General features: G+C 56.5%; 15 protein-coding genes, 1 tRNA gene, 1 rRNA gene and 4 pseudogenes. 7 read left to right on the forward strand and 14 right to left on the reverse strand.

The features are described from left to right. Positions 1–34: 34 nt before the first annotated feature. The 3 genes from EIK79_RS04740 to EIK79_RS04750 all read right to left on the reverse strand — a co-directional run bounded on the left by EIK79_RS04740 (position 35) and on the right by EIK79_RS04750 (position 2,704). Positions 35–106 (reverse strand) — tRNA-Ala (locus EIK79_RS04740). 101 nt (positions 107–207) lie between these two features. Continuing rightward, positions 208–1,679: ribosomal RNA gene (locus EIK79_RS04745) — 16S ribosomal RNA — on the reverse strand. 710 nt (positions 1,680–2,389) lie between these two features. After that, a complete protein-coding gene (locus EIK79_RS04750; RefSeq protein ID WP_124953986.1) occupies positions 2,390–2,704 on the reverse strand; it encodes a non-histone chromosomal MC1 family protein in 315 nt (104 codons plus the stop codon). A gap of 179 nt (positions 2,705–2,883) precedes the next feature. Here EIK79_RS04750 and EIK79_RS04755 point away from each other — a divergent pair, with 179 nt between their 5' ends. Next, positions 2,884–3,084, forward strand: a complete 201-nt coding sequence (locus EIK79_RS04755; protein ID WP_124953987.1) for an AbrB/MazE/SpoVT family DNA-binding domain-containing protein — start codon at positions 2,884–2,886, stop codon at positions 3,082–3,084. Then, positions 3,084–4,139, forward strand: a complete 1,056-nt coding sequence (locus EIK79_RS04760; RefSeq protein ID WP_124953988.1) for a quinone-dependent dihydroorotate dehydrogenase — start codon at positions 3,084–3,086, stop codon at positions 4,137–4,139. Before EIK79_RS04755 ends, EIK79_RS04760 begins: the two co-directional genes overlap by 1 nt. A gap of 16 nt (positions 4,140–4,155) precedes the next feature. Here EIK79_RS04760 and EIK79_RS04765 read toward each other — a convergent pair whose 3' ends face one another. The 9 genes and pseudogenes from EIK79_RS04765 to EIK79_RS18690 all read right to left on the reverse strand — a co-directional run. Further along, a complete protein-coding gene (locus tag EIK79_RS04765) occupies positions 4,156–4,560 on the reverse strand; it encodes a type II toxin-antitoxin system VapC family toxin (protein ID WP_124953989.1) in 405 nt (134 codons plus the stop codon). A gap of 3 nt (positions 4,561–4,563) precedes the next feature. Then, positions 4,564–4,845: pseudogene (locus tag EIK79_RS19215) on the reverse strand (AbrB/MazE/SpoVT family DNA-binding domain-containing protein). A gap of 95 nt (positions 4,846–4,940) precedes the next feature. Further along, positions 4,941–6,650, reverse strand: coding sequence for a phenylalanine--tRNA ligase subunit beta (gene pheT, locus EIK79_RS04775; protein ID WP_124953990.1), 1,710 nt, complete (start codon positions 6,648–6,650; stop codon positions 4,941–4,943). Positions 6,651–6,875: 225 nt separating this feature from the next. Then, a complete protein-coding gene (gene pheS / locus EIK79_RS04780) occupies positions 6,876–8,387 on the reverse strand; it encodes a phenylalanine--tRNA ligase subunit alpha (protein WP_124953991.1) in 1,512 nt (503 codons plus the stop codon). 85 nt (positions 8,388–8,472) lie between these two features. After that, positions 8,473–8,598 carry a hypothetical protein gene (locus tag EIK79_RS18955; RefSeq protein WP_267900524.1) on the reverse strand — a complete coding sequence of 42 codons (126 nt, stop codon included), beginning with the start codon at positions 8,596–8,598 and terminating at the stop codon, positions 8,473–8,475. Between the two features lie 78 nt (positions 8,599–8,676). Continuing rightward, the gene (locus tag EIK79_RS04785) at positions 8,677–9,360 is read right to left on the reverse strand and encodes an OapC/ArvC family zinc-ribbon domain-containing protein (RefSeq protein ID WP_124953992.1); all 684 of its coding nucleotides are present in this window, start codon (positions 9,358–9,360) and stop codon (positions 8,677–8,679) included. Between the two features lie 14 nt (positions 9,361–9,374). Beyond that, on the reverse strand, positions 9,375–9,749 hold the full coding sequence (locus EIK79_RS04790) for a DUF2073 domain-containing protein (RefSeq protein WP_124953993.1): 375 nt from the start codon (positions 9,747–9,749) through the stop codon (positions 9,375–9,377). Between the two features lie 5 nt (positions 9,750–9,754). Further along, positions 9,755–10,285: pseudogene (locus EIK79_RS18685) on the reverse strand (GTP-binding protein); the annotation flags it as partial. Between the two features lie 3 nt (positions 10,286–10,288). Further along, a pseudogene (locus tag EIK79_RS18690) lies at positions 10,289–11,008 on the reverse strand (Hint domain-containing protein); the annotation flags it as partial. Between the two features lie 1,270 nt (positions 11,009–12,278). Here EIK79_RS18690 and EIK79_RS04800 point away from each other — a divergent pair. Beyond that, complete coding sequence (locus tag EIK79_RS04800; RefSeq protein ID WP_124953995.1) at positions 12,279–13,772, forward strand: Cdc6/Cdc18 family protein; 1,494 nt, start codon at positions 12,279–12,281, stop codon at positions 13,770–13,772. Positions 13,773–13,808: 36 nt separating this feature from the next. Here the strand turns inward: EIK79_RS04800 and EIK79_RS04805 are convergent, their stop codons facing one another. Both EIK79_RS04805 and EIK79_RS04810 read right to left on the reverse strand, forming a co-directional pair. Beyond that, positions 13,809–14,576, reverse strand: coding sequence for a S26 family signal peptidase (locus EIK79_RS04805; protein WP_124953996.1), 768 nt, complete (start codon positions 14,574–14,576; stop codon positions 13,809–13,811). A gap of 433 nt (positions 14,577–15,009) precedes the next feature. After that, on the reverse strand, positions 15,010–15,393 hold the full coding sequence (locus EIK79_RS04810; RefSeq protein ID WP_124953997.1) for a hypothetical protein: 384 nt from the start codon (positions 15,391–15,393) through the stop codon (positions 15,010–15,012). Between the two features lie 145 nt (positions 15,394–15,538). On the opposite strand from EIK79_RS04810, the gene EIK79_RS04815 reads away from it, so the two are divergent. The 4 genes and pseudogenes from EIK79_RS04815 to EIK79_RS04830 form a co-directional block, all read left to right on the forward strand. Next, the gene (locus EIK79_RS04815; RefSeq protein WP_124953998.1) at positions 15,539–16,723 is read left to right on the forward strand and encodes an aspartate kinase; all 1,185 of its coding nucleotides are present in this window, start codon (positions 15,539–15,541) and stop codon (positions 16,721–16,723) included. Between the two features lie 52 nt (positions 16,724–16,775). Continuing rightward, on the forward strand, positions 16,776–18,614 hold the full coding sequence (locus tag EIK79_RS04820; RefSeq protein WP_124953999.1) for a PhoX family protein: 1,839 nt from the start codon (positions 16,776–16,778) through the stop codon (positions 18,612–18,614). Positions 18,615–18,785: 171 nt separating this feature from the next. After that, a complete protein-coding gene (locus EIK79_RS04825; protein WP_124954000.1) occupies positions 18,786–19,793 on the forward strand; it encodes a PstS family phosphate ABC transporter substrate-binding protein in 1,008 nt (335 codons plus the stop codon). Between the two features lie 31 nt (positions 19,794–19,824). Then, positions 19,825–20,056: pseudogene (locus EIK79_RS04830) on the forward strand (phosphate ABC transporter permease subunit PstC); the annotation flags it as partial.

The following is a 20,056-nucleotide window of genomic DNA, read 5'->3' on the forward strand; positions in this document are numbered from 1 at the left end:
ACACTTAAGGGAACCGGTTTCGTTCCAGTGAACATGGACCCACTGGGATTCGAACCCAGGGCATCCTCCTTGCAAAGGAGGCACTCTCCCACTGAGCTATGGGCCCTACCTGTTAGCCCTGATAGTTCTAAGGTGCTCGGTCGGTCAATTGATCAGCACGACCGATCCGCATAAGGTGGGCCAGGTCAGCGACCTGGTCCCGGTCTATGGAGGTGATCCAGCCGCAGATTCCCCTACGGCTACCTTGTTACGACTTAATCCCCCTTGCGGAGCCCAGATTCGACCACCGGACGGTGGCCTCATCCGGACCCCACTCGGGTGATTTGACGGGCGGTGTGTGCAAGGAGCAGGGACGTATTCACCGCGCCCTTCTGAGACGCGATTACTACCGAATCCAGCTTCATGCGGGCGAGTTTCAGCCCGCAATCCGAACTACGACCGGGGTTAGGAGATTAGCGTCCCCTCTCGGGGTAGCATCCCATTGTCCCGACCATTGTAGCCCGCGTGTTGCCCAGCTCATTCGGGGCATACTGACCTACCGTTGCCCGTTCCTTCCTCCGCTTTGGCAGCGGCAGTCCCCCTAGTGTACCCAACCATCGCGAGATGTTGCTGGCAACTAGAGGTGCGGGTCTCGCTCGTTGCCTGACTTAACAGGACGCCTCACGGTACGAGCTGACGGCGGCCATGCACCTCCTCTCAGCAGCTCGGGCAGAGACCATCAGCCTGACCGTCATTACTGCTGTCGGAGCTGGTGAGATGTCCGGCGTTGAGTCCAATTAAACCGCAGGCTCCTCCGGTTGTAGTGCTCCCCCGCCAATTCCTTTAAGTTTCATCCTTGCGGACGTACTTCCCAGGCGGCTCGCTTCACGGCTTCCCTACGGCACAGCGCAGGCTCGTAGCCTGCGCCACACCTAGCGAGCATCGTTTACAGCTAGGACTACCCGGGTATCTAATCCGGTTCGAGACCCTAGCTTTCGTCCCTCACTGTCGGATCCGTCTTCCCGAGGCGCTTTCGCCACCGGTGGTCCGTCCAGGATTACAGGATTTCACTCCTACCCTGGACGTACCCCTCGGGTCTTCCGGTCCCAAGCCAAACGGTTTCCGCTGGACGCCCACTCGTTGAGCGAGTGGATTTCCCAACGGACCTGTCTGGCCAGCTACGGACGCTTTAGGCCCAATAATATCGGCCATCACTTGGGCTGCCGGTGTTACCGCGGCGGCTGGCACCGGTCTTGCCCAGCCCTTATTCGTACACCACCCTACGGTGTACAAAAGCGAGGACTGTATGCCCTCGCACTCGGAATCCCCTTATCGCACTGTCGTGCAGTGTAAAGGTTTCGCGCCTGCTGCGCCCCGTAGGGCCCGGACTCGTGTCTCAGAGTCCGTCTCCGGGCTCTCACTCTCATGACCCGTACCGATTATGGGCACGGTGGGCCGTTACCCCACCGTCTACCTAATCGGCCGCAGCCACATCCTATAGCGCCGTAGCTTTTCACGCTCAATGCACTCCAGCGATAGAGCGTTATCGTGGATTAGCCTCAGTTTCCCGAGGTTGTCCACGTCTATAGGGTAGTTTGGCCACGTGTTACTGAGCAGTTCGCCACGGGTCTAAACCCGTGCGACTCGCATGGCTAAAGCGGATTCCGATAGCAATGGCCTCCGGCAGGATCAACCGGAATGTTCCCCCAGAGTGGGGGAGGTTAGGCGGGATGCATGTCAAATGCACCAACTATCGTCGTGCGGTGATACGTAAACCGACCGAGTATCACCGAACTACCAGGGCTAACATCAGATCCCATCTTAACGGCGGACCGTAGGGGTGGAATCCTCATGTCCTTCGGATCTGATCGTAGGCCATTGATGGGCTTAAACCCATCGAACGACCCGTGTCGATCAGATCCGAGCATGGGTCGTATCCAGCGACCCACGCTCCTTCGTATTTCATCCGAATGCCCTTACACACATAAGGGCTTCGGATCGAGTATGGATCCGGGAAACAGACCCATGCTCGCTGCGTATTTCATCCGAATGCCCCCACATATATAAGGGCATCGGACCGTGGTTCACTACCCCCGTGGGGGGTGTGTCCCACGTCGTTCGCATTTCATTCGAATGGCAGCGACACCTTAAGCCCGTCGAACCGAAGCCGCTTCGTCATGCGTTTTCATGAAATGCGGTCGCATGATACACATGACTGTCCGTGAGTGGGTATCGTCTCAGTAGTATTGCACGGCTGGAGACCAGCTCGTCATCCCGCGCTCACACGCGTGGTCCGGCCGAATGAGAGCCGTGCGTTCGACAATGCGTTCCGAAATCATATGGCTCTTTCAGAACGCGCGTAGCGACTACAACGTAAGATGCGAAAAATAGTAGAGACTGATCGCAGAGATCAGATCTCCTCTAGGTGTTCGATACCTTGCTTCGAAACGTTAGCCTCTGTGATTCGGTCGGGCATCCAATCAGGTTTATCGTCAGGAGCATCCTCTTCCCACGCCCAGCCCTCGTAGATATGAACCTTCTTCGTCCCCTTCTCTCGGAGCTCGATCGTCGTGCGTTGAGCCTCATCTTCCGACGATGCTGGCTCAAGCCGTCGAGCTGCCTTTAGTGCTGCCTGACGCGGCGTTCGACCGGAAAAAACGCTCGTCTCCTGGCCCCCCGACTCACGAAGGGCAAAGTTTCGTTTGTCATCCGTACTGCGTGCCATGATTTTCACACCTCCATGTCACATCAGTACATACCGTCATATAACTGTATCCCCAAAATCGAGAGCCAGCTCCCAGTACATTTATATAGAAGACCGTTATCGTGATAGCTCATTGACCAAATATCCGGCACGCCAGACTTATGTATAGCGTATATCGAAGATTGCAGTACGATAGCGCGATGGTGCGAAAGAAAACGCTCAGTCCGAGCGGTGCCAAAGACGACAACGGCGAGTACCACAACGTACACCTAAACCTCCATGAAGACGAGCTGACGGTTGCGGGGATGGAGATCGGTGATGAGGTGTTCGTCCGGGTACGAGACAATAAAATCATCATCCAGAAAGCGGATGACGACGAGGATCTCGAACACGAATTCTGATGCAGTTGTACGACGTTGTGAAGCCGATTTTCTTCCGACTCCCTCCAGAGACAGCCCACGGCATCGTTCACTCGATGCTCAGGGCCACACAGAAAAGTGGGATCGATCGAACGCTGGCAGAGCACTACCGGGTAGCCGACCCCTGCCTTTCCTCAACGGTGTTCGGCATCGACGTTCCGAATCCGGTCGGCGTCGCCGCAGGCTTCGACAAAAACGCCGAAGCGCCGTCAGCGCTTTCGGGTCTCGGTTTCGGACACGTCGAAATCGGGGGCGTTACGGCCGAGCGTCAGCCGGGAAATCCCAGGCCTCGGTTGTTCCGGCTACCAGCAGACCGAGCACTCATCAATCGGATGGGGTTCAACAACCACGGTGCGGACGCAGTCGGTGCACGTCTCGCGCGGACGCGCGTGGACGTTCCTGTGGGAGTAAACATCGGAAAGTCGAAGTCGACACCGCTGTCAGAAGCCGCCGAGGATTATCTGTACACCTACAGGCGTGTTGAATCGAGTGGTGATTACTTCGTGGTCAACGTGTCGAGTCCGAACACGCCAGGGTTGCGCGAACTACAAAACCGGGAACACCTTGAGGAAATTCTCGGTACACTCAAAGACGCTGGTGCGTCGCCACTGCTCGTGAAGCTCTCACCAGATCTCACCGACGAAGCGACCGAAGCGGCGCTAGCCGTTGTGGATGCTCTCGATCTGGACGGCGTGATCACGACGAACACGACGACTGAGCGGCCCAGCTCATTGGAGAGCATCAACCGCGCAGAAGCCGGTGGCCTGTCCGGTGATCCGATCGAAGAACGCGCAACGCGCGCGGTCCGGTTCGTCGCAGAACGGACTGATGTTCCCGTGATCGGCGTTGGGGGTGTGTCGGACGCAGCGGGAGCATACGCGAAGATCCGGGCCGGAGCGTCGCTGGTCCAGTTGTACACCGGACTCATCTACGAAGGGCCGACGATCGCCCGCGACATCAATCGCGGACTGTTGGAACTGTTAGAACGGGACGGCTTCGACTCGATCGAGGAGGCGATCGGAGTGGATTTGGAGTGAAGCGAGAGCAAACAGATCATTCCTCCTCCGACGTCGGCTCCAGTGAAAGCCGCTCTAACCCCACGGCGTCGTAGTCTCGTTCACTAGTCAGAACACTCTCACCCCTGGTAGCGACGATACCAGCGTGGAGCGCATCGAATGGGATCAAGTGGTACTCATCGATGAACGCTGCTCCAGCGAGAACGACATCCTCGTGCGCTTTTGGAACAATCGGAACGAGTTCTAGAAGGTTGGAAATCGCTCGCGGAGCGTCGATGTCGTATGACACTGTGTCACGATCGCAAAACAATACAAGAACTTCGGCGTAGGCGAGAATCGACGTGTGAATGTTGTCGTGCTCTTTGAGGGCGCTGAGAGCCGGTTCACGGAGCCAATCCTCGTTCTTTACCAACGCAACGAGAACATCCGTTTCGACGTACATAGCTCAGTCCTTACTATTCCGTGACCGACGATCGGTCTCGTCTTGTATCTCCTGTGTGGTGGACTTGCGCGCGTCCGCTTTCAGTTCGTCCGCTTTCAGTTCGTCCACGTCCATCCGTCGAACGCGTCTCCGACGGCAGCACGAATCCCTTCCAACGGATCATCGTCAACGGGAAAGAGGGCGACGTGGCTGGGAAGTTCGACGATGCGATACCGAATCACCGAACCGCTCTCGGACGTCTTTCGGGAGGGAGAGTCGTCCCCGTTCGTCCGTGGACTTCGACACGGTGTCTCTGAGTTAGACGTGAATATACTATATCTCTCCCGTATATTCATCTGTATTCCCGTTCGAGCACTACCGACCCGGAACGCGCCTTCTTATCACTCGATCACTGCCAGGTCGAACTCGAAGGCGGCGACAGGCAGTTCGAGATCGTGTTCGACGAGCACCGAGGGATGGATCTCTCCGATGATTCCGGCGCGTTCCCCATCGAGCACCACTGCAGCAGTGCGTCCATCGATGAAGCTGGGATGGGCAGTGGGTGGGGTTTCGAGCGCCACGCCGAACGCGTCAGCGACCGCTTGAAGACGGGCTTTTGCGTCCTCGTAGCTGGCGTCGGTACGCGCAAGGACCGCTGCGGCAGTCCGGCGTTCGTGGACCTTCGTCTGTTCACGCTCGTCCACGGAGGCAGACAGTCCGATCTCGGAGAGGTCCTGGGGATAACTCCGGTGAGTGTTGTTTTCGAGCACCATCAGAAGCGATGGAAGCGCCCACGTTCGAACGATGGTGTACTCCTCGCTGTACGGTTCCATGATCGTCGGCGGTCGACTGACACCGAAGGCGTCGCTGTCAGCGGGATCGCTCTCCACGTTCATCCGGTCGAAACACTCCTGTTCGCTTGAGAGGTGGAAGTTCAGCATATCCTCAAAGCCCAGTCCGACGAGCACGTCACGAACTGCGTCCTCGCGTCGTGTACGGTCGTGACAGCCGCCAATGGTGCTCACGTCGGGATAACGGGGTTCGAGATCGTTGAAGCCGTAGGCCCGACCGATGTCGTCGACGATGTCGATCGCGTGGAGCACGTCAACCCGATACGGCGGAACAGCGACCTCGTAAGTCCGGTCGTCGTCAACATCGGCGTCAAGCCCGGCGCGTTCAAGGTAGTCGATCACGCTGTCGGTGCTGAGATCGCTTCCGAGCACCGACTCGATACGTTCGTGAGAGACTGTTTTGTGTGTCACTGAAAGATCCGGACGGTCAAGCTGGCGATCAGGATAATCGACAGTAACCCGTTCGACACGGCCACCACGCGCATCAAGCGCGTAGCAGATGATGGTACACATCTTATCGATCGTCCATTGGTCGGTCCCGGTCAGTTCAATGAACAGATCGCGGGAATCGGTCGAGACCTCCGTCCGTCTGCCGTTAATCACTGGCGGGAACGAGAACAGCCCGATGTCGTCGTAAATCGCAGGGTATCGTTCGTACTCCGCAACGAGACCGGCATACGTCTGGCCGGTCGGATGCTCCGAAAGCACGTCTGCAGGCGTGAGTTCGGCGTCGCTATCCAACGGAACGAATCGGTCACCATCAGGTGCGACGCCTCGATACGTGATCGACTTCGCGCGATCGTCGCTGCCACGGTGTCCTTTGAGCATCGTGAGATCGTGGACACCGATCGCTCCTTTCGCGCGTTGACGGCCCATCGTCGCATGGAGTTTCTCCTGCAGTTGGATGAGCGACTGGAGTTCACCCTCGTTCATGTCGAGTCCACGGACGACCGCACCGGTCACGTACGGCCGCTCGTCGGGGACAGACTCCTCAACCTCGATGACCCACTCGGGATCGTTGGTGGTCGGGACGTACACGCCTCGATCGTGGCCGTACTGGTACCGAAGCGAGCGCGCGACGCCCTCGACGCTGAGCCGGTCGAGTCGGTCAGGAGCGAACTCGAACTGGAGTGCACCTTCCTCGGTTTCTCCCTCGAACTCCAACCCCAATGCGAACAGATCGCGCTTCAGTTCGTCGTCATCTTTCTCGGTCGCGGCAAGCTGGCGGAGTTCGTCGGTGTCGATATCAACAACGGGCATCAGTACGTCCCCTCCGTGCAGTTACTCACTGCAAGCGGTTGCTGTGTGGTGGCAGTTCGGACCATTACACTCTCCGCGAACGAAGTCCTCGAAAACGCAACGCGTTTTCGGGAGCGCGAAAATCTCTGATTTTCGCAGCCGGAGCGGAGTGAGCGGCCTTTTTTGGTCCAGATTTTTTGCACGAGCGGTAGCTCTGCTACCCGAGTGGAAAAAAGGTGGTGCATATTAGTACGTCACCTCCGCTGTCCGCAGGAATTCAAGATCAGTGAGCGTTCCGTGGAGGTCTCGAATGTCCTCAGCACCGGTGATGAGCATTGCGAGCCGTTCGAGCGCGAGTCCCCACGCCATCACGTCACAGTCCACGCCAAGCGGTTCGAGCACTTCCGGACGGAACAGCCCGCTGTTGCCGATCTCGATGAGTTCCCCTGTCGTCGGATGACGACCGAATAGCTCGAAACTCGGCTCCGTGTAGGGATTGTAATGCGGCTTGAATCGGATGTCAGTGATCCCGAACTGTTGATAGAACTCCGTGAACGTGCCCATCAAATCACGCACGGACAACTCGTCAGCCATCACCCATCCCTCTATCTGGAAGAATTCTAACAGATGGGTTGCGTCGAGCGTGTCGTTTCGGTACGCCTTTTCGACGCTGAAATACCGCTGTGGCGGTTCGAGATCACCAGCCTCCTCGCCGGCGAGATATCGCATCGATAGCGATGTCGTGTGGCCGCGCAGCGCGAGTTCGCGCGCGAAGTCCTCGTCCCACGGGGAGTGGTACCCCTCGCTCTCCCCGCTGACGCCGGTTCGGTGGGCGTCACGAACACGGTCAACCAACTCGTCTGGGAGATCGTCGATACGCTCGGGATCCGACAACGCGAATCGATCCCAGTGGGTGCGTGCGGGGTGGTCCTGGGGCATGAACAGCGCGTCGTTGATCCAGAAATCCGCGTCCGCGTGCGGGCCGTCCATTTCGTTGAACCCCATGCCAACGAGCACGCGCTTAACGCGGTTTGCGATCCGACGCAGCACGTGCGTTCGACCGCCGTGGATCGTCTCGGTGTCGGCCGCGACATTGTACTCCGCAAAGTCGACATCCTGCCACTCCCCGCTTGTAAGCAGTTCGGGCGTAAGTTGTCCGACGGTGTCAGCCACGTCGACGCCTTCCATGAGCGCAGTCACGCCGTCGTCGGTGAGCGTGACCGATCTGGCTGTGGTTTCCTCGCGCACGAGGAGTTCCCGACGTTCTAACGACGCCAGTACGTCCGTCGAGAACGCAGCGTCGGCATCCGAATCGATCGCTGACAGCGCTGCGGCTTCGGCATCCGAATCGGGGTCCTGATCAGGATCGATCGAAACGGAGCCGCTTTCGATTTCGCCGTATCCTTTACGAGCGAAGTTCGACAGCGCGATCTCAACCGCCGAGCCGTCGAGATCCGCCGGATCGAGCAACTCACCGATCGAAACCGGTGCGTTCTCGGCACCGTGTTCGATGGCGGCCCGATAGAGTCGAACTTCGGGCAGTCCGTGTTCAACATACTGCTCGCCTTCCTCGGTCAGAGTGACGGATTCGGTCGTCTCCTCGGTCACGTCGAGTAGACTCGCGTCAGCGAGTTCAAACGCCGCGCGGGTGATAGCCGTCTCGTTCTCGTCCGTTTCAGCCGCAATCGTGGAGATCAGTCGTGGTTCGGTCGCGCTCGCCGCTTCGAGTACGGCGACTTGGGTTCGTGGGAGTTTCATGCGTTGTAGTGTCGTGTCGATAATGTCATAGTTAGTGATTCGAAATCGGATCGGCTTCGACCGCGATCCACAAGAGGCGTCGGTTTCAGGACGCGTCGCGTTTCCGCTCGGCGCCGCTCCACCGCCGCCTACGCGGGAAAAAAGCGGCCCCCAAATCACCGCGCGCTTGCCACCCGATAACGGGATACACTGGCAGGGGGTTCGACGCCATACGCGCCCTTGAACCACGAATACTGAAAAACGTTCTGGGTCGAAGTGCCGGAACGCTCACAGAGGGCGTGAGACAACCCTACTCGTCATTAGAGAGCCATGTTTCGGGCATTTGAATGACGTAGTGGCCGTTCTCTTGGAGAGCAATGATGTACTCCTCGCGGTCGTACAGTTCCATCAAATTGAGTTCGTACTGACCGGGTTCGAGGATTTTGATCGATTCGAACTGATCGTTGAGTTCCGACCGAAGTTCCGCGAGGTCAGGGTGTTCGCCAGTCGGTTCACGGACAACACGACCGGTAGGTGAGGGCCGATCAGAAGACGAAGGTGAAGAATCAGACGGCGGGAGATCGGTGCGTGTGTGAGCGGGGAGACTGTCCGGAGAAACGAACTCGGATCGAGCGGTCGCTTGGGCTGAATCTTCTTCCTCTTCGGAGGGGGAAGGATCGGAAGAATTGATGACATCGGCGTCTCGACCGTCGTCAGTGCGTGCCGGTCGTTCTTCGGGGGTCGTCGGATCTGAGGGACCACTCGCGGAGTCGTTCGACATCAGTTCACGAACGATCGAAGTCGCACGGCCGACGCGCCCACCGACGTTCCCACTAGGGGGATCCGGCGGCTCCTCGGCTGCTGGAACGTCGCCATCGTCCACGCCGTCCGGTTGGAACTGAAACGTCGTTCCTCCACACTCCGGACAGCCCGAAAGCATCTCCTTCGAACCATCTCCAAACGCACAGCCGCAGTTAGTACACTGATGTGGCATTGGCGCTCGATTCGTTACTGTGTTACAAGTGCTCGAATCAAGTTTTCATCCTTGTGAAGCGTCTCGATGCGGTTGGCTGGACCGATAACGGTCAGTTTATTCGGAGGATCGCGGCCAAAGAGCCGACTGAAAAATCCGGGATTCGAGTCCTGTTGCGGATAGCTTTCAATTTCGATACCAGTAAATTCGTCGGGACTGATCTCGTTCATCGTCACCTCAATGAGTTTGGATTCCTCCTCCGGTGAGAGACCTTCCTCAAGAATGACGATGTTTCCCTCCCGAACGCCATCGAGAATGAGACGGATCTTCTCCATACTCCGAAGATTCTGCATCCGCTCACGGCTCACGAGGTCGATCTGCACACCATCGTCCGTCGTTATATCAACCATCTGATTCACCCGAAATGGTTCGCGATTTTATCGTACACTTGCTCCATATTATCCCCTTCGAGGGCAGATAGCGGCACTACCTCGTGTTGTGGAAACGCGTTTGCGATGCGTTGGACGCTCGCGTCATCCAGATCGATCTTGTTGGCGAAGATCAACACCGGCAGGTCACGACTCTCGATGATTCCGACGAGCATCGTGTTGACCTGTGTGAACGGATCAGTTGTACTGTCGAGCACGTAGACGACGCCGTCCACATCCTCTCGAAGCCAGTGCATCGCTTCTGCAACGCCTTCGGTTGCTTCTCGGGACCGGCGCACGGCGTCCTCTTTGGTCATGTCGTGTTCGAGGAACTCGTTGTAATCGACCTTCGTGGTCACCCCCGGTGTGTCAACGATATCGATGGTAACAGCCGATCCGTTCCGTTCGATCTCGACGTTCTCTTTCCGACGTGCTCGGCGGGTTTCGTGCGGAACGTGGCTCTCGGGACCGACCGCGTCGCCCGTCCAATCCCGCGCAACGCGGTTTGCGAGCGTCGTGTTGTGAACAACGAGGCCGTCTGATGTTGTGAACGTGTGATGTTCTGGAACAGTAAGATCGTAGATAACACCGTCGTACTCAACCGTATCGATCGAAACAACCGGTTCCCACGTAACGTGTTCACGAGGGGCTGTGGCGGTCGGTGGAGACGGAACGACCGTGTGGACACCTCCGTCGGCTATGAATCGACCGCCGGTCTCGTTTCCTCCTAAACCGGACGACCATCGATCGAGGGGATCGCGAGGAGCGGTAGGGAATCGAGCGACATGAGAGCCGACTGAAAGTGTTTGGGCCTGCTGTTGAGTTACATGTCCGTCCGATCGGACGATAAACGGATGTTCCGGACTTACAACGACCGAGCTGCCAGAGCTAGTCTGAACGCGATACATCTCACCCTGGTATCGCTGACGAAACACATGTGAGACGGTTGCCGGAGCGACCGTCAGTTCCTCGGTCAGCGCCGGAACACGGATGCCCGCCTCCGAACATTCGATCCACCGCTCATGAGGTGAATCACTCACGTCAGGCGCGTCCGGACACGTTGCGCGCGCAGACAAGTAAATATCTTTGATCGATCGACGGGCACCGTCCCAGAGCAGGACCTCCTCATCTGCTGCCAGGCATTTTCCCGCGTTTGGCGGCCCGTAGATGCCTATCCGCTTCGGTTCGCTTCCCGAGAACAGCTTTGAAATGCTGTCTTTGATGCTCGCTATCAGACCCATCCTAACGCGCTCCTCCCACGGCCGCCGGCCGTGTATACCCGCAATTCCCCATCCAATGTACTTAAGCGTGCGTCAGACAACCATATCTTTGTTTTGGTATTGTTTTTGCAACATCTCGTAATAGTATATTTTAACTACAAAAATATTTATTACTTGAACGTCTTGACTACTCGACAGTCATAGATTGGTGGTGTGGCCAGCGGTGTAGTCGATGATGTAGTCGATGGTGTGGTCGATGGCGTAGTCGGCAGTGTAATCGGTAGGAGGTTATCTGTTCTTTATGGATACTGTATAGTTTTCTTATCCCTAAATGATCGTACGATCTCGTCACCCCCCCACCCCTTCGTTTCAACTGGAACAGTTAGAGGGAGGGGGGCCTAGACGAAATACCGAAGAAACAGCGACGATAGTAACACTAGAAAAAATAATTCATGTAGTTTATAGTATGTAATACAAAGAACTAGAACTAGCTAGCGGAACTAGCAAACAAACGACCTAGAAAGAAACTACGAATACAAAGAACAAAATAATTACTTTTTCTTTTTATCCTACGGATGCATTTCTCACTATGCCCTATTAAATCTTCTGCTACACTAGTACTCGTTCAGTAGTTCTCACTACCCCCTAGACCTTGTATGGGTTTCCAGTTGAAACGAAGGGGTGGGGGGGTTGCTGTAATACCCTCGCTGTAATACCCTCAGATTGTGATCTATAATCAATTTCCATTGTAGTCTCCCGTGCAGTCGTCCAACAGCTATCTACACAATTATCCACACTGGCATCTACACGATCCGCATTATACGTATCCCACCCACCCTAGAGATGCAGCCACGATTCATTACTCTCTATAGATTCATCCATTTCTATCAATTCAAACACACTATTCGGTATTGCTACTTAGTATACCATGCAGTATGCGATACAGTACACCTCCTAGACACCAAACTACGCACAACGGGCAAACTCACACAACAGGTGATCACGCCGGATATCGTGAAGAGTAGCAGCAACCACAAAGTTCGTCGCTCGTGTAGAACACAGACACACGACAATAGATGACACAGTACGTTACGTCTCATATATCATGTCACACGATCTCATCCGTTCGAACCGCAACGTTTAATGGGAATCTCACCCTCGTGTTCCCCTGCATCAGGTGGACACGTGGGGAATTTCCCCCCTTCGATACACAGCGCTAAACGCCCGAAATCGATCATTATAACGAATGCGCGGATCTGTTCCACTTGAAATGGAGGGGTGAACGAAACGAATGACAGACACAAACAGGGACGGAGATTCGGACACCATATTCAACGAGGAGCCAGCTGACACCGACGGTCAAAACGCGTTATTCAATGGACTCCCTGGGGAAGAGGAAGCTTCTCGGGGACTATTCGATGATCTTCTCAGTAGCGAGCCGATTTTCGAGAACAAAGAGGTTCTTCGGCCGTCGTACACCCCTCGACGTCTTCCACACCGTGAAGAACAGATCAACAATATGGCCACGATCCTCGTGACAGCCCTCCGCGGTGACACTCCATCGAACATTCTCATTTACGGGAAAACTGGCACTGGAAAAACCGCTTCAGCGAAGTTCGTCAGCGAAGAACTCGAAAGCACGTCCGAGAAGTACGAGGTTCCCTGTGAGGTACAGTACATCAACTGCGAGGTCACGGACACGCAGTATCGCGTTCTCGCTCAACTCGCAAATACGTTCATCGACCAGAACGAGCAGTACATCGATCAGCAACTGTCCGAGCTGAAAGACCTCAAAGAACGCGCGAACGAGTCCGCTTCTGAACTTTCGGAGACGGAGTTCGACTCGATCACCGCGATCGACGACCGGATCGAGACGTTGACAGACGACCGCGAACAGTTCGAATCCGTTCCGATGACGGGATGGCCCACTGATCGGGTGTACTCCACGTTTTTTGAGGCAGTCGAATACGCCGAGCGTGTGGTAGTCATCATGCTTGACGAGATCGACAAGCTCGTTGAGAAGAGCGGCGACGACACGCTGTACAATCTCTCGCGGATGAACTCCGAGCTCGAAAATTCGCGCGTTTCCATCATCGGAATTTCGAACGACCTGAAGTTCACGGACTTTCTCGATCCACGCGTCAAATCGAGTCTCGGTGAGGAGGAGATCGTCTTTCCGCCCTACGACGCGACACAGCTCAAAGACATCCTTCAACACCGATCGGAGGTAGCGTTCAAATCCGGAGCGCTTTCGGACGACGTGATCCCGTTGTGTGCGGCGTTTGCCGCCCAAGAACACGGTGACGCCCGGCGCGCGCTCGATCTTCTTCGAACGGCGGGAGAACTCGCAGAACGCGACCGGACAGACTTCATCGAGGAAGAGCACGTCCGACAGGCCCAAGAAAAGATCGAACTCGATCGTGTGGTTGAAGTCGTCAGAACGCTCCCAACGCAGTCAAAGCTCGTTCTGTACGCCATCATTCTCCTCGAACGCCACGGTGTTCGCAATATCAACACCGGCGAAGTGTTCAACATTTATAAACGACTCTGCACCGAAATAGGTGTTGATGTGTTGACACAACGTCGCGTGACCGACCTCATCAGCGAACTCGACATGCTCGGGATCGTAAACGCCGTCGTGGTCAGCAAAGGACGGTACGGGCGGACCAAGGAGATGAGTCTCTCCGTACCGCTTGAGGATACCGAAACGATCCTACTGAGCGACTCCCGGCTCGCTGACGTCGAAGAAGCACAACCATTCGTCCAAGCTCGATTCGACGATTGACGCCCGTTCCGATCGGACGACCCCCCGAGACGTAGTTTACGATCGGGCGTGATCCAGTGCAATCGCCCCGCCGAGAGCTCCCGTTCCGAGGAGTCCTCCGTACATTCCGGCTGCACTAGCTACTTGCCCGCTGATCATTCCCATTAGCAGCCGGATTGAGCCGAGATACGGGATACGGAACACGGCCGTACCGATGATCCATTCGGGTTTTACTGGCTCACTGAGTCCAACGACCTGATCATACTGCCCGTTTTTCTCTTTGTTGTCGCCTTTCGTGATGAATCCGCTGTGTTCCGCCGGACAGTGAGGGAGTTCCCCACAGCTCTCCGCGTTCCCAACGTGATCCGGATTCGCCTTGTCGTACCAGTTTTCACCCTCTTCGACCCAGAACCGTGCCCTGTGAATGATCGGGGTTTGTTGCTCAGATCCATCGGGCTTATAGATAATCACATCGCCGTATGTGCCGAACTTCTTGTGCTCGTTCTGTTGCGCTTGCTGATACGGAATGACTCCGGTGCTTTTCCCGTCGTGATTGATGGCTGCTTCTCCCGAAAAGCGGTGTTCATCCATGACAAACACGAGATCGCCCTTCTGAATGTGTGGCTCCATGCTCGGGCTTTCGATCGCAACCATCGGCGGCCATACCCCACTTATACCGAACAGCAGTCCCCCAACGAGAAGTACTATCAGTATAGATCCTGTGACCTCCCTGAGGAATGCGATGAGTCCGTTCTCCGTCGTCCACAACCATTTAAGCCATCCAATCGGCCCTACCGGACTGTCCTTATCGCCGGGGTTTGCCATTAGGACTCATTGCTGCTCATCTCGTTTGAACCTTCTGGGTTCTGATTCGATTTCTGCGACGTGAGAGCGTACTCCGGCGTGAGTTTCGCACGATTGTCGGCTCCCGTTCACTCCCGTTCATTTTTCCACACGCGCGTTTCGTCAACAACGATTTCGTCCACCACGAGAGCGTATCCCGTCAGTCTCGATACCGATTCACACCCCCCGTTTCGACTGGAGGCTATCGTATCGTGTGGACGAGAAATCCGGGGGAAAGCCCTCTATGCATTCGAACAATCCACACGAAACCAAGGGGTGGAAAGGAAACCTTCCGCTTCACTCCGGCTGTGCCCGTGGTCTCTCGGCTCCGAACATACAGCCCGAGCGCTCGTACATGGTGACCGTATGCGACTATGCGCGCGTCAATACACGTCGATACCGGCAGTGCGACCGCTCAGGATTCCAGTCGGTATTTGAGCGTTCGTGTTCCTTCGAACGTTGGACCGTTCCCCTCCCGTTCGAACGCAGCGTTTTCGACGGCTTCTTTGATTTGTTTGTCGGATTCGGGAACCAGTAGTTCGACGTTCATGCCTTCTTTGTGTGCGAACCGAATCGGTTCATCGAGTAGTTGCTCGCAAATCTCTTCTGTCCCTTCTAACTGCGTGATATGAACGGTGTTCCGACGGGCATCGAAACTGATGAATCCCCGAACAGTGTCGTGATCAGCGGCGACACGCACTGTTCGGTCGTGAACGAGATTGCGCATCACGTCTCGTGGCGCCCCTGTTTGGGCGGCGAGTTCCTCTGCGTCCGCCTCGGTGGCGTCCCGAATGTGCATATCCAGTGTAGGGTTCCCTACGAGTATAAAGCCTCATCGGTAGTGACACCGGAACGGCAAGGCTTCGCGTTATACTGCCGTTTATGGCTGCGCGCAAGAGACACACGACAATGAGTTACATGGATCCTCTCAGAGGGGGGAAACGATGCGTGTAGTATCGAAGTTCGGGGGTACCAGCCTCGGCAACGGCGACCGTGTTAACCGGGCTGCTGACTCCATTGCAGCCGTGGTCGAGGATGGTCACGAGATCGCCGTGGTGGCGAGCGCGATGGGTTCGACAACCGATTACCTCCTCGATTCTATCACGTTCGACGCGGACGAGTCCGACCGTGCTGAGATCGTCAGCATGGGCGAGCGCACTAGCGTTCGGATGCTCAAAGCGGCTCTTGCAGCGCGCGGCATCGACGCGTTCTTTTTAGAACCCGGTGGCGATGACTGGCCGATCATCACGAACGCCCGCGGTGAAGTCGATGTAGACGAAACCGAACAGCGCGCGAAGGCGCTCGCGGATCGACTCGATGGAACGGTCCCGATCATCACGGGCTTTCTGGCTCAAGACCACGCTGGCAACGTGACCACGCTCGGTCGTGGCGGGAGCGACAGCACTGCCGTCATGCTCGGCAACCACATGAACGCCGACGAAGTCGTCATCGTCACCGATGTCGAAGGCGTCATGACCGGCGATCCGCACGTTGTCGAGGGCGCGCGAAACGTCGGTCAGATAACCGTCGACGAACTTCGAAATCTCTCGTTTCGGGGGGCGGAAGTCATTGCCCCGAGCGCACTCGGATACAAAACCGAGAATTTCGGTGTCCGTGTCGTCCATTACCAACACGGTGATCTCCTCTCGGGTGGCACAACAATTGAGGGCCAGTTCGAGAACCTCATCGATCTCCGGGACGAGCCGTTGGCGTGCATCACGCTCGCCGGCCGCTCTGTCAGAAACCAGGCGGGTGTTCTCTCCCAGCTTTCGAGTTCGCTCGCTGAGCAGGAGATCAACATCGACGCGGTTGCAAGCGGAATGGATTCGGTTACTTTCTACGTGGATCAGACGCTCACTGAACGCGTTGAGACCCTCTTACACGATGTCGTTATCGATGACGAACGGCTGTCGAGCATCACCGTCGAGGACGAGATCGCTGTGGTCCGCGTTACCGGTGGCGAACTCCCCAACCAGCCCGGCGTGATCAGCGACATCGTCAACCCACTCGCTGATGCCCACATCAACATCCACGACATCATCACAAGCGCGACCAGCGTTGCGATCTTCGTCGACTGGGATGACAGGGAGGAGACGCTCGAAATCGCTCAAGCGGAATTCTCACAGTGATTGCCAACAGCTGAAGGAATAATTCATTATATTCCAACAGCAACCGGTATGCATGGCGCAAGAACACACGCGACGCGACACACTCAAACTGCTGTCTGCCCTCGGGGCGGCCGGTATCATCGGGAGCGGGTCTGTCGGGGCGGTTCCCTCACACAGTCACAAAGAAGACGACGCCACACTGAACCGGTTTGCGACGACGGTCGCCGGGGCCGAAATCACGGGTGTGTTCGTCACCCAGGACGGACAGCTCTTTTTCAACGTCCAGCATCCGTCGGATACCGCCCGAGAGCGGTACCAGCCGGGAGCGATCGGTGCCGTCGCCGGCGTGGACATGCGCCGTTTGCCCGCCGATTTCGAAAGCGTTCAACCGCCGGAAAGCCCCGCCGAATACGTCACGACCGCAGCTGGTGAATATCAAATACTTGCAACGAGTGACGACGAAACCGAAAGCGGACAGCGGCTTGGAATGCCATATTCCCCGGACGGCGAGCCGCTAACTGACGGAAACGATCCGGATTTCAACGGGTTCATACTGGCTGATGAGACAGCTAACGAGGGCTATCTCTTCACGAACTGGGAGGACGTTCCGGGCATGGTGAGTCGGCTTCACGTCCAACAGTCTCGTTCGAGTGGCCAGTGGTCGGTTGTGGAACGGACGAACGTCGATTTCCGCGGCGTAGAAGGCACGTGGAACAACTGTTTCGGGACAGTGACTCCGTGGAACACCCCCTTGACGTCCGAGGAGTACGAACCCGACGCACGGGCGTGGTTCCACGAGGACGAGCAAACCTACAACAACCAAGAGGCGAAGATCGAGTCGTATCTCGGACGGTTCGGTAACGCCTACCGCTACGGATACGTCGTTGAGATCGAAGAACCCCAGTCAGACGATCCGAAGCCGACCAAACATTACACGATGGGACGGTTCTCTCACGAGAACGCCGTCGTGATGCCTGATGATCGAACGGTGTACATGAGCGACGACGGAACCGGTACGGTCTTTTTCAAGTTTGTCGCGGACACGCCGGGAGATCTGTCCGCGGGAACGCTGTACGCCGCAGCGGCCAAACAGCAAGGCCGAAGCACGGATCCGCGGGACGTGTCGTTCAAACTGGAGTGGATCGAGCTAGCCCATGCTACCGACAAAGCGGTTGAATCGTGGATCGCTGACTACGACGATCAGGAACCGTCCACCGATCCGACCTACATCACCGACGACGAGATCACGGCGTGGGCGAACGGCAACGCGGCCGACGATCGCGTGGCGTTTCTCGAATCCCGAAAAGCCGCTGCTGCGAAGGGCGCAACCAATGAGTTCCGCAAGATGGAGGGCGTTAACGTTCGTCCGAACGCGACACCCGGCGACCATCTGTATCTTGCGATGTCTGAGCTCAACGAAACAATGCGTTCGAACGATGACACCGACGAATTCGACGATCCTCAAGACGATATTCACCTCGACCGGGAGGATGCCGGAGCAGTGTACCGTCTTCGGCTCGACGGAAACTACGACGTTCACCGGATGGAGCCGGCCGTCGTCGGCGGTGATCATGCCACTATCTGCGGTGGCTGTCCATACGACGCCCGCCCTAACTCAAACGCTACCGTCTGTCAGGACTGTGCGTTTAACCCGTCTTCCGACGACGAAACATCCGCCTCGACCGCCTCAGATTCGAAGGGCGTTAACAGGGTGACTGACGGAGCAACCTCGCTTCTCGGGAGCGGTCTGGCGTCGCTGACTGAACGATCCACCTCGGTCGATCCGGAACACACCATCGCAAACCCAGACAACATCGTGGTCTTACCAGACGGTCGCGTGATCATCGGGGAAGACAGCGCTATCCACAAACCGAACATGCTGTGGGTGTACGACCCCGGCCGTTCCGCGTGAACTACTGACGCTTTCCGTCTTTTTTCGCTGCCGCAACCAGTGCTTGACACGTCGGTATCTCAGTATGACAATTGTTATCGATATATCGTTGTGGCACGGTATATATAGAAACGTAGGAACTACATACAAAATCCGCAAGTCTCATAATCCGTTCCGGAGCAAATACATGTAATGGCAGCGGAACGGCCTGTGACACGGCGACGATTCGTCGCGGGGGTTGGCGTGGCTGGTATTGGTGCCATGGCAGGGTGTACGACGAATCCGAACCTCGGGAACACAAACGGTGGTGTTGCTGATGGTTCGTCAGAAACGCTTTCGGGTGCTATCAACATCGCCGGCAGTTCAACGGTGTTTCCGCTTGCAAAGGCGATCGCGGTAGCGTTTCAAAATAATCATTCGAATGTAGAGGTATCATTGAGCAGCACAGGTACTGGCGGCGGCTTCGAGAACTTCTTCTGTCAGGGAAAAACCGATTTCAACAACGCGAGCCGTTCGATCGGAGACGGTGAACGCAAGCGGTGTCAGGACAACGGTGTCGAACCGTTGGAACTTCGTGTCGCCACGGACGCGGTCACTGTCGTTGTGAACAACGACGCCGATTGGGTCGACTGTATGACTGTCGAGGAGCTGCGACAGATCTGGGAGCCAAACGGCGCAAAGCAGTGGAGCGACGTTCGTTCGGAGTGGCCGGACGAACCGATCAACCTGTACGGTGCAGCAGACACCTCCGGAACGTTTGACTACTTCACCGAGTCTATCGTCGGTGAGGAGGGCAAACACCGAGACGACTACCAAGCAACCGAGAAAGACAACACCATCATACAAGGCGTTTCGGGCGATCGGTACGCGATGGGGTATCTGGGATTTGCGTACTATCAATCGAATCAGGACGCGGTAAAAGCGGTCGCTATCGACGACGGAAATGGGTGTGTTGTCCCTTCGATCGACACGGCCAAAAGAGGGGACTACCAGCCACTGTCTCGACCGCTGTTCACGTACGTTTCGAAGGCCGCACTCAAGAAGCCACAGGTCGCTTCCTTCGCCCGGTTTTTCGTTGAACAGAGCACGAACGAGCAGATCGTCACCGAGCAAGTTGGTTACGTTCCGAACACCGACAAAGAGATGAACCAACAGCTCACGAAGCTTGATAAAGCGATCGAGAGCGTCCAACAACAATGATGGAGCTGTGTCCATCCACAGGTGAGGATCGATGAGCGACGAACTGGGAGTAACACGGCAGACTAACACCGCTCCGCGCGAGCGTATCGCGCGATGGTTCTTTTTCGCCTGCGCTTCGGTCTCTGTCGTCGTCACTCTCGGGATCATCGGGGTGTTGTTGCTCGGTGCAGTGGAGTTCTTCCGGGCAACAGCGGTACCTCTCGGCAGCGCGCCCGAACAGACCGTACAGTTTACGGAGTATCTGCTCGGTACGACGTGGTCGC

Origin of the sequence: Halocatena pleomorpha (assembly GCF_003862495.1) — an archaeon.
In the GTDB taxonomy this organism is placed as follows: Archaea; Halobacteriota; Halobacteria; order Halobacteriales; family Haloarculaceae; genus Halocatena; species Halocatena pleomorpha.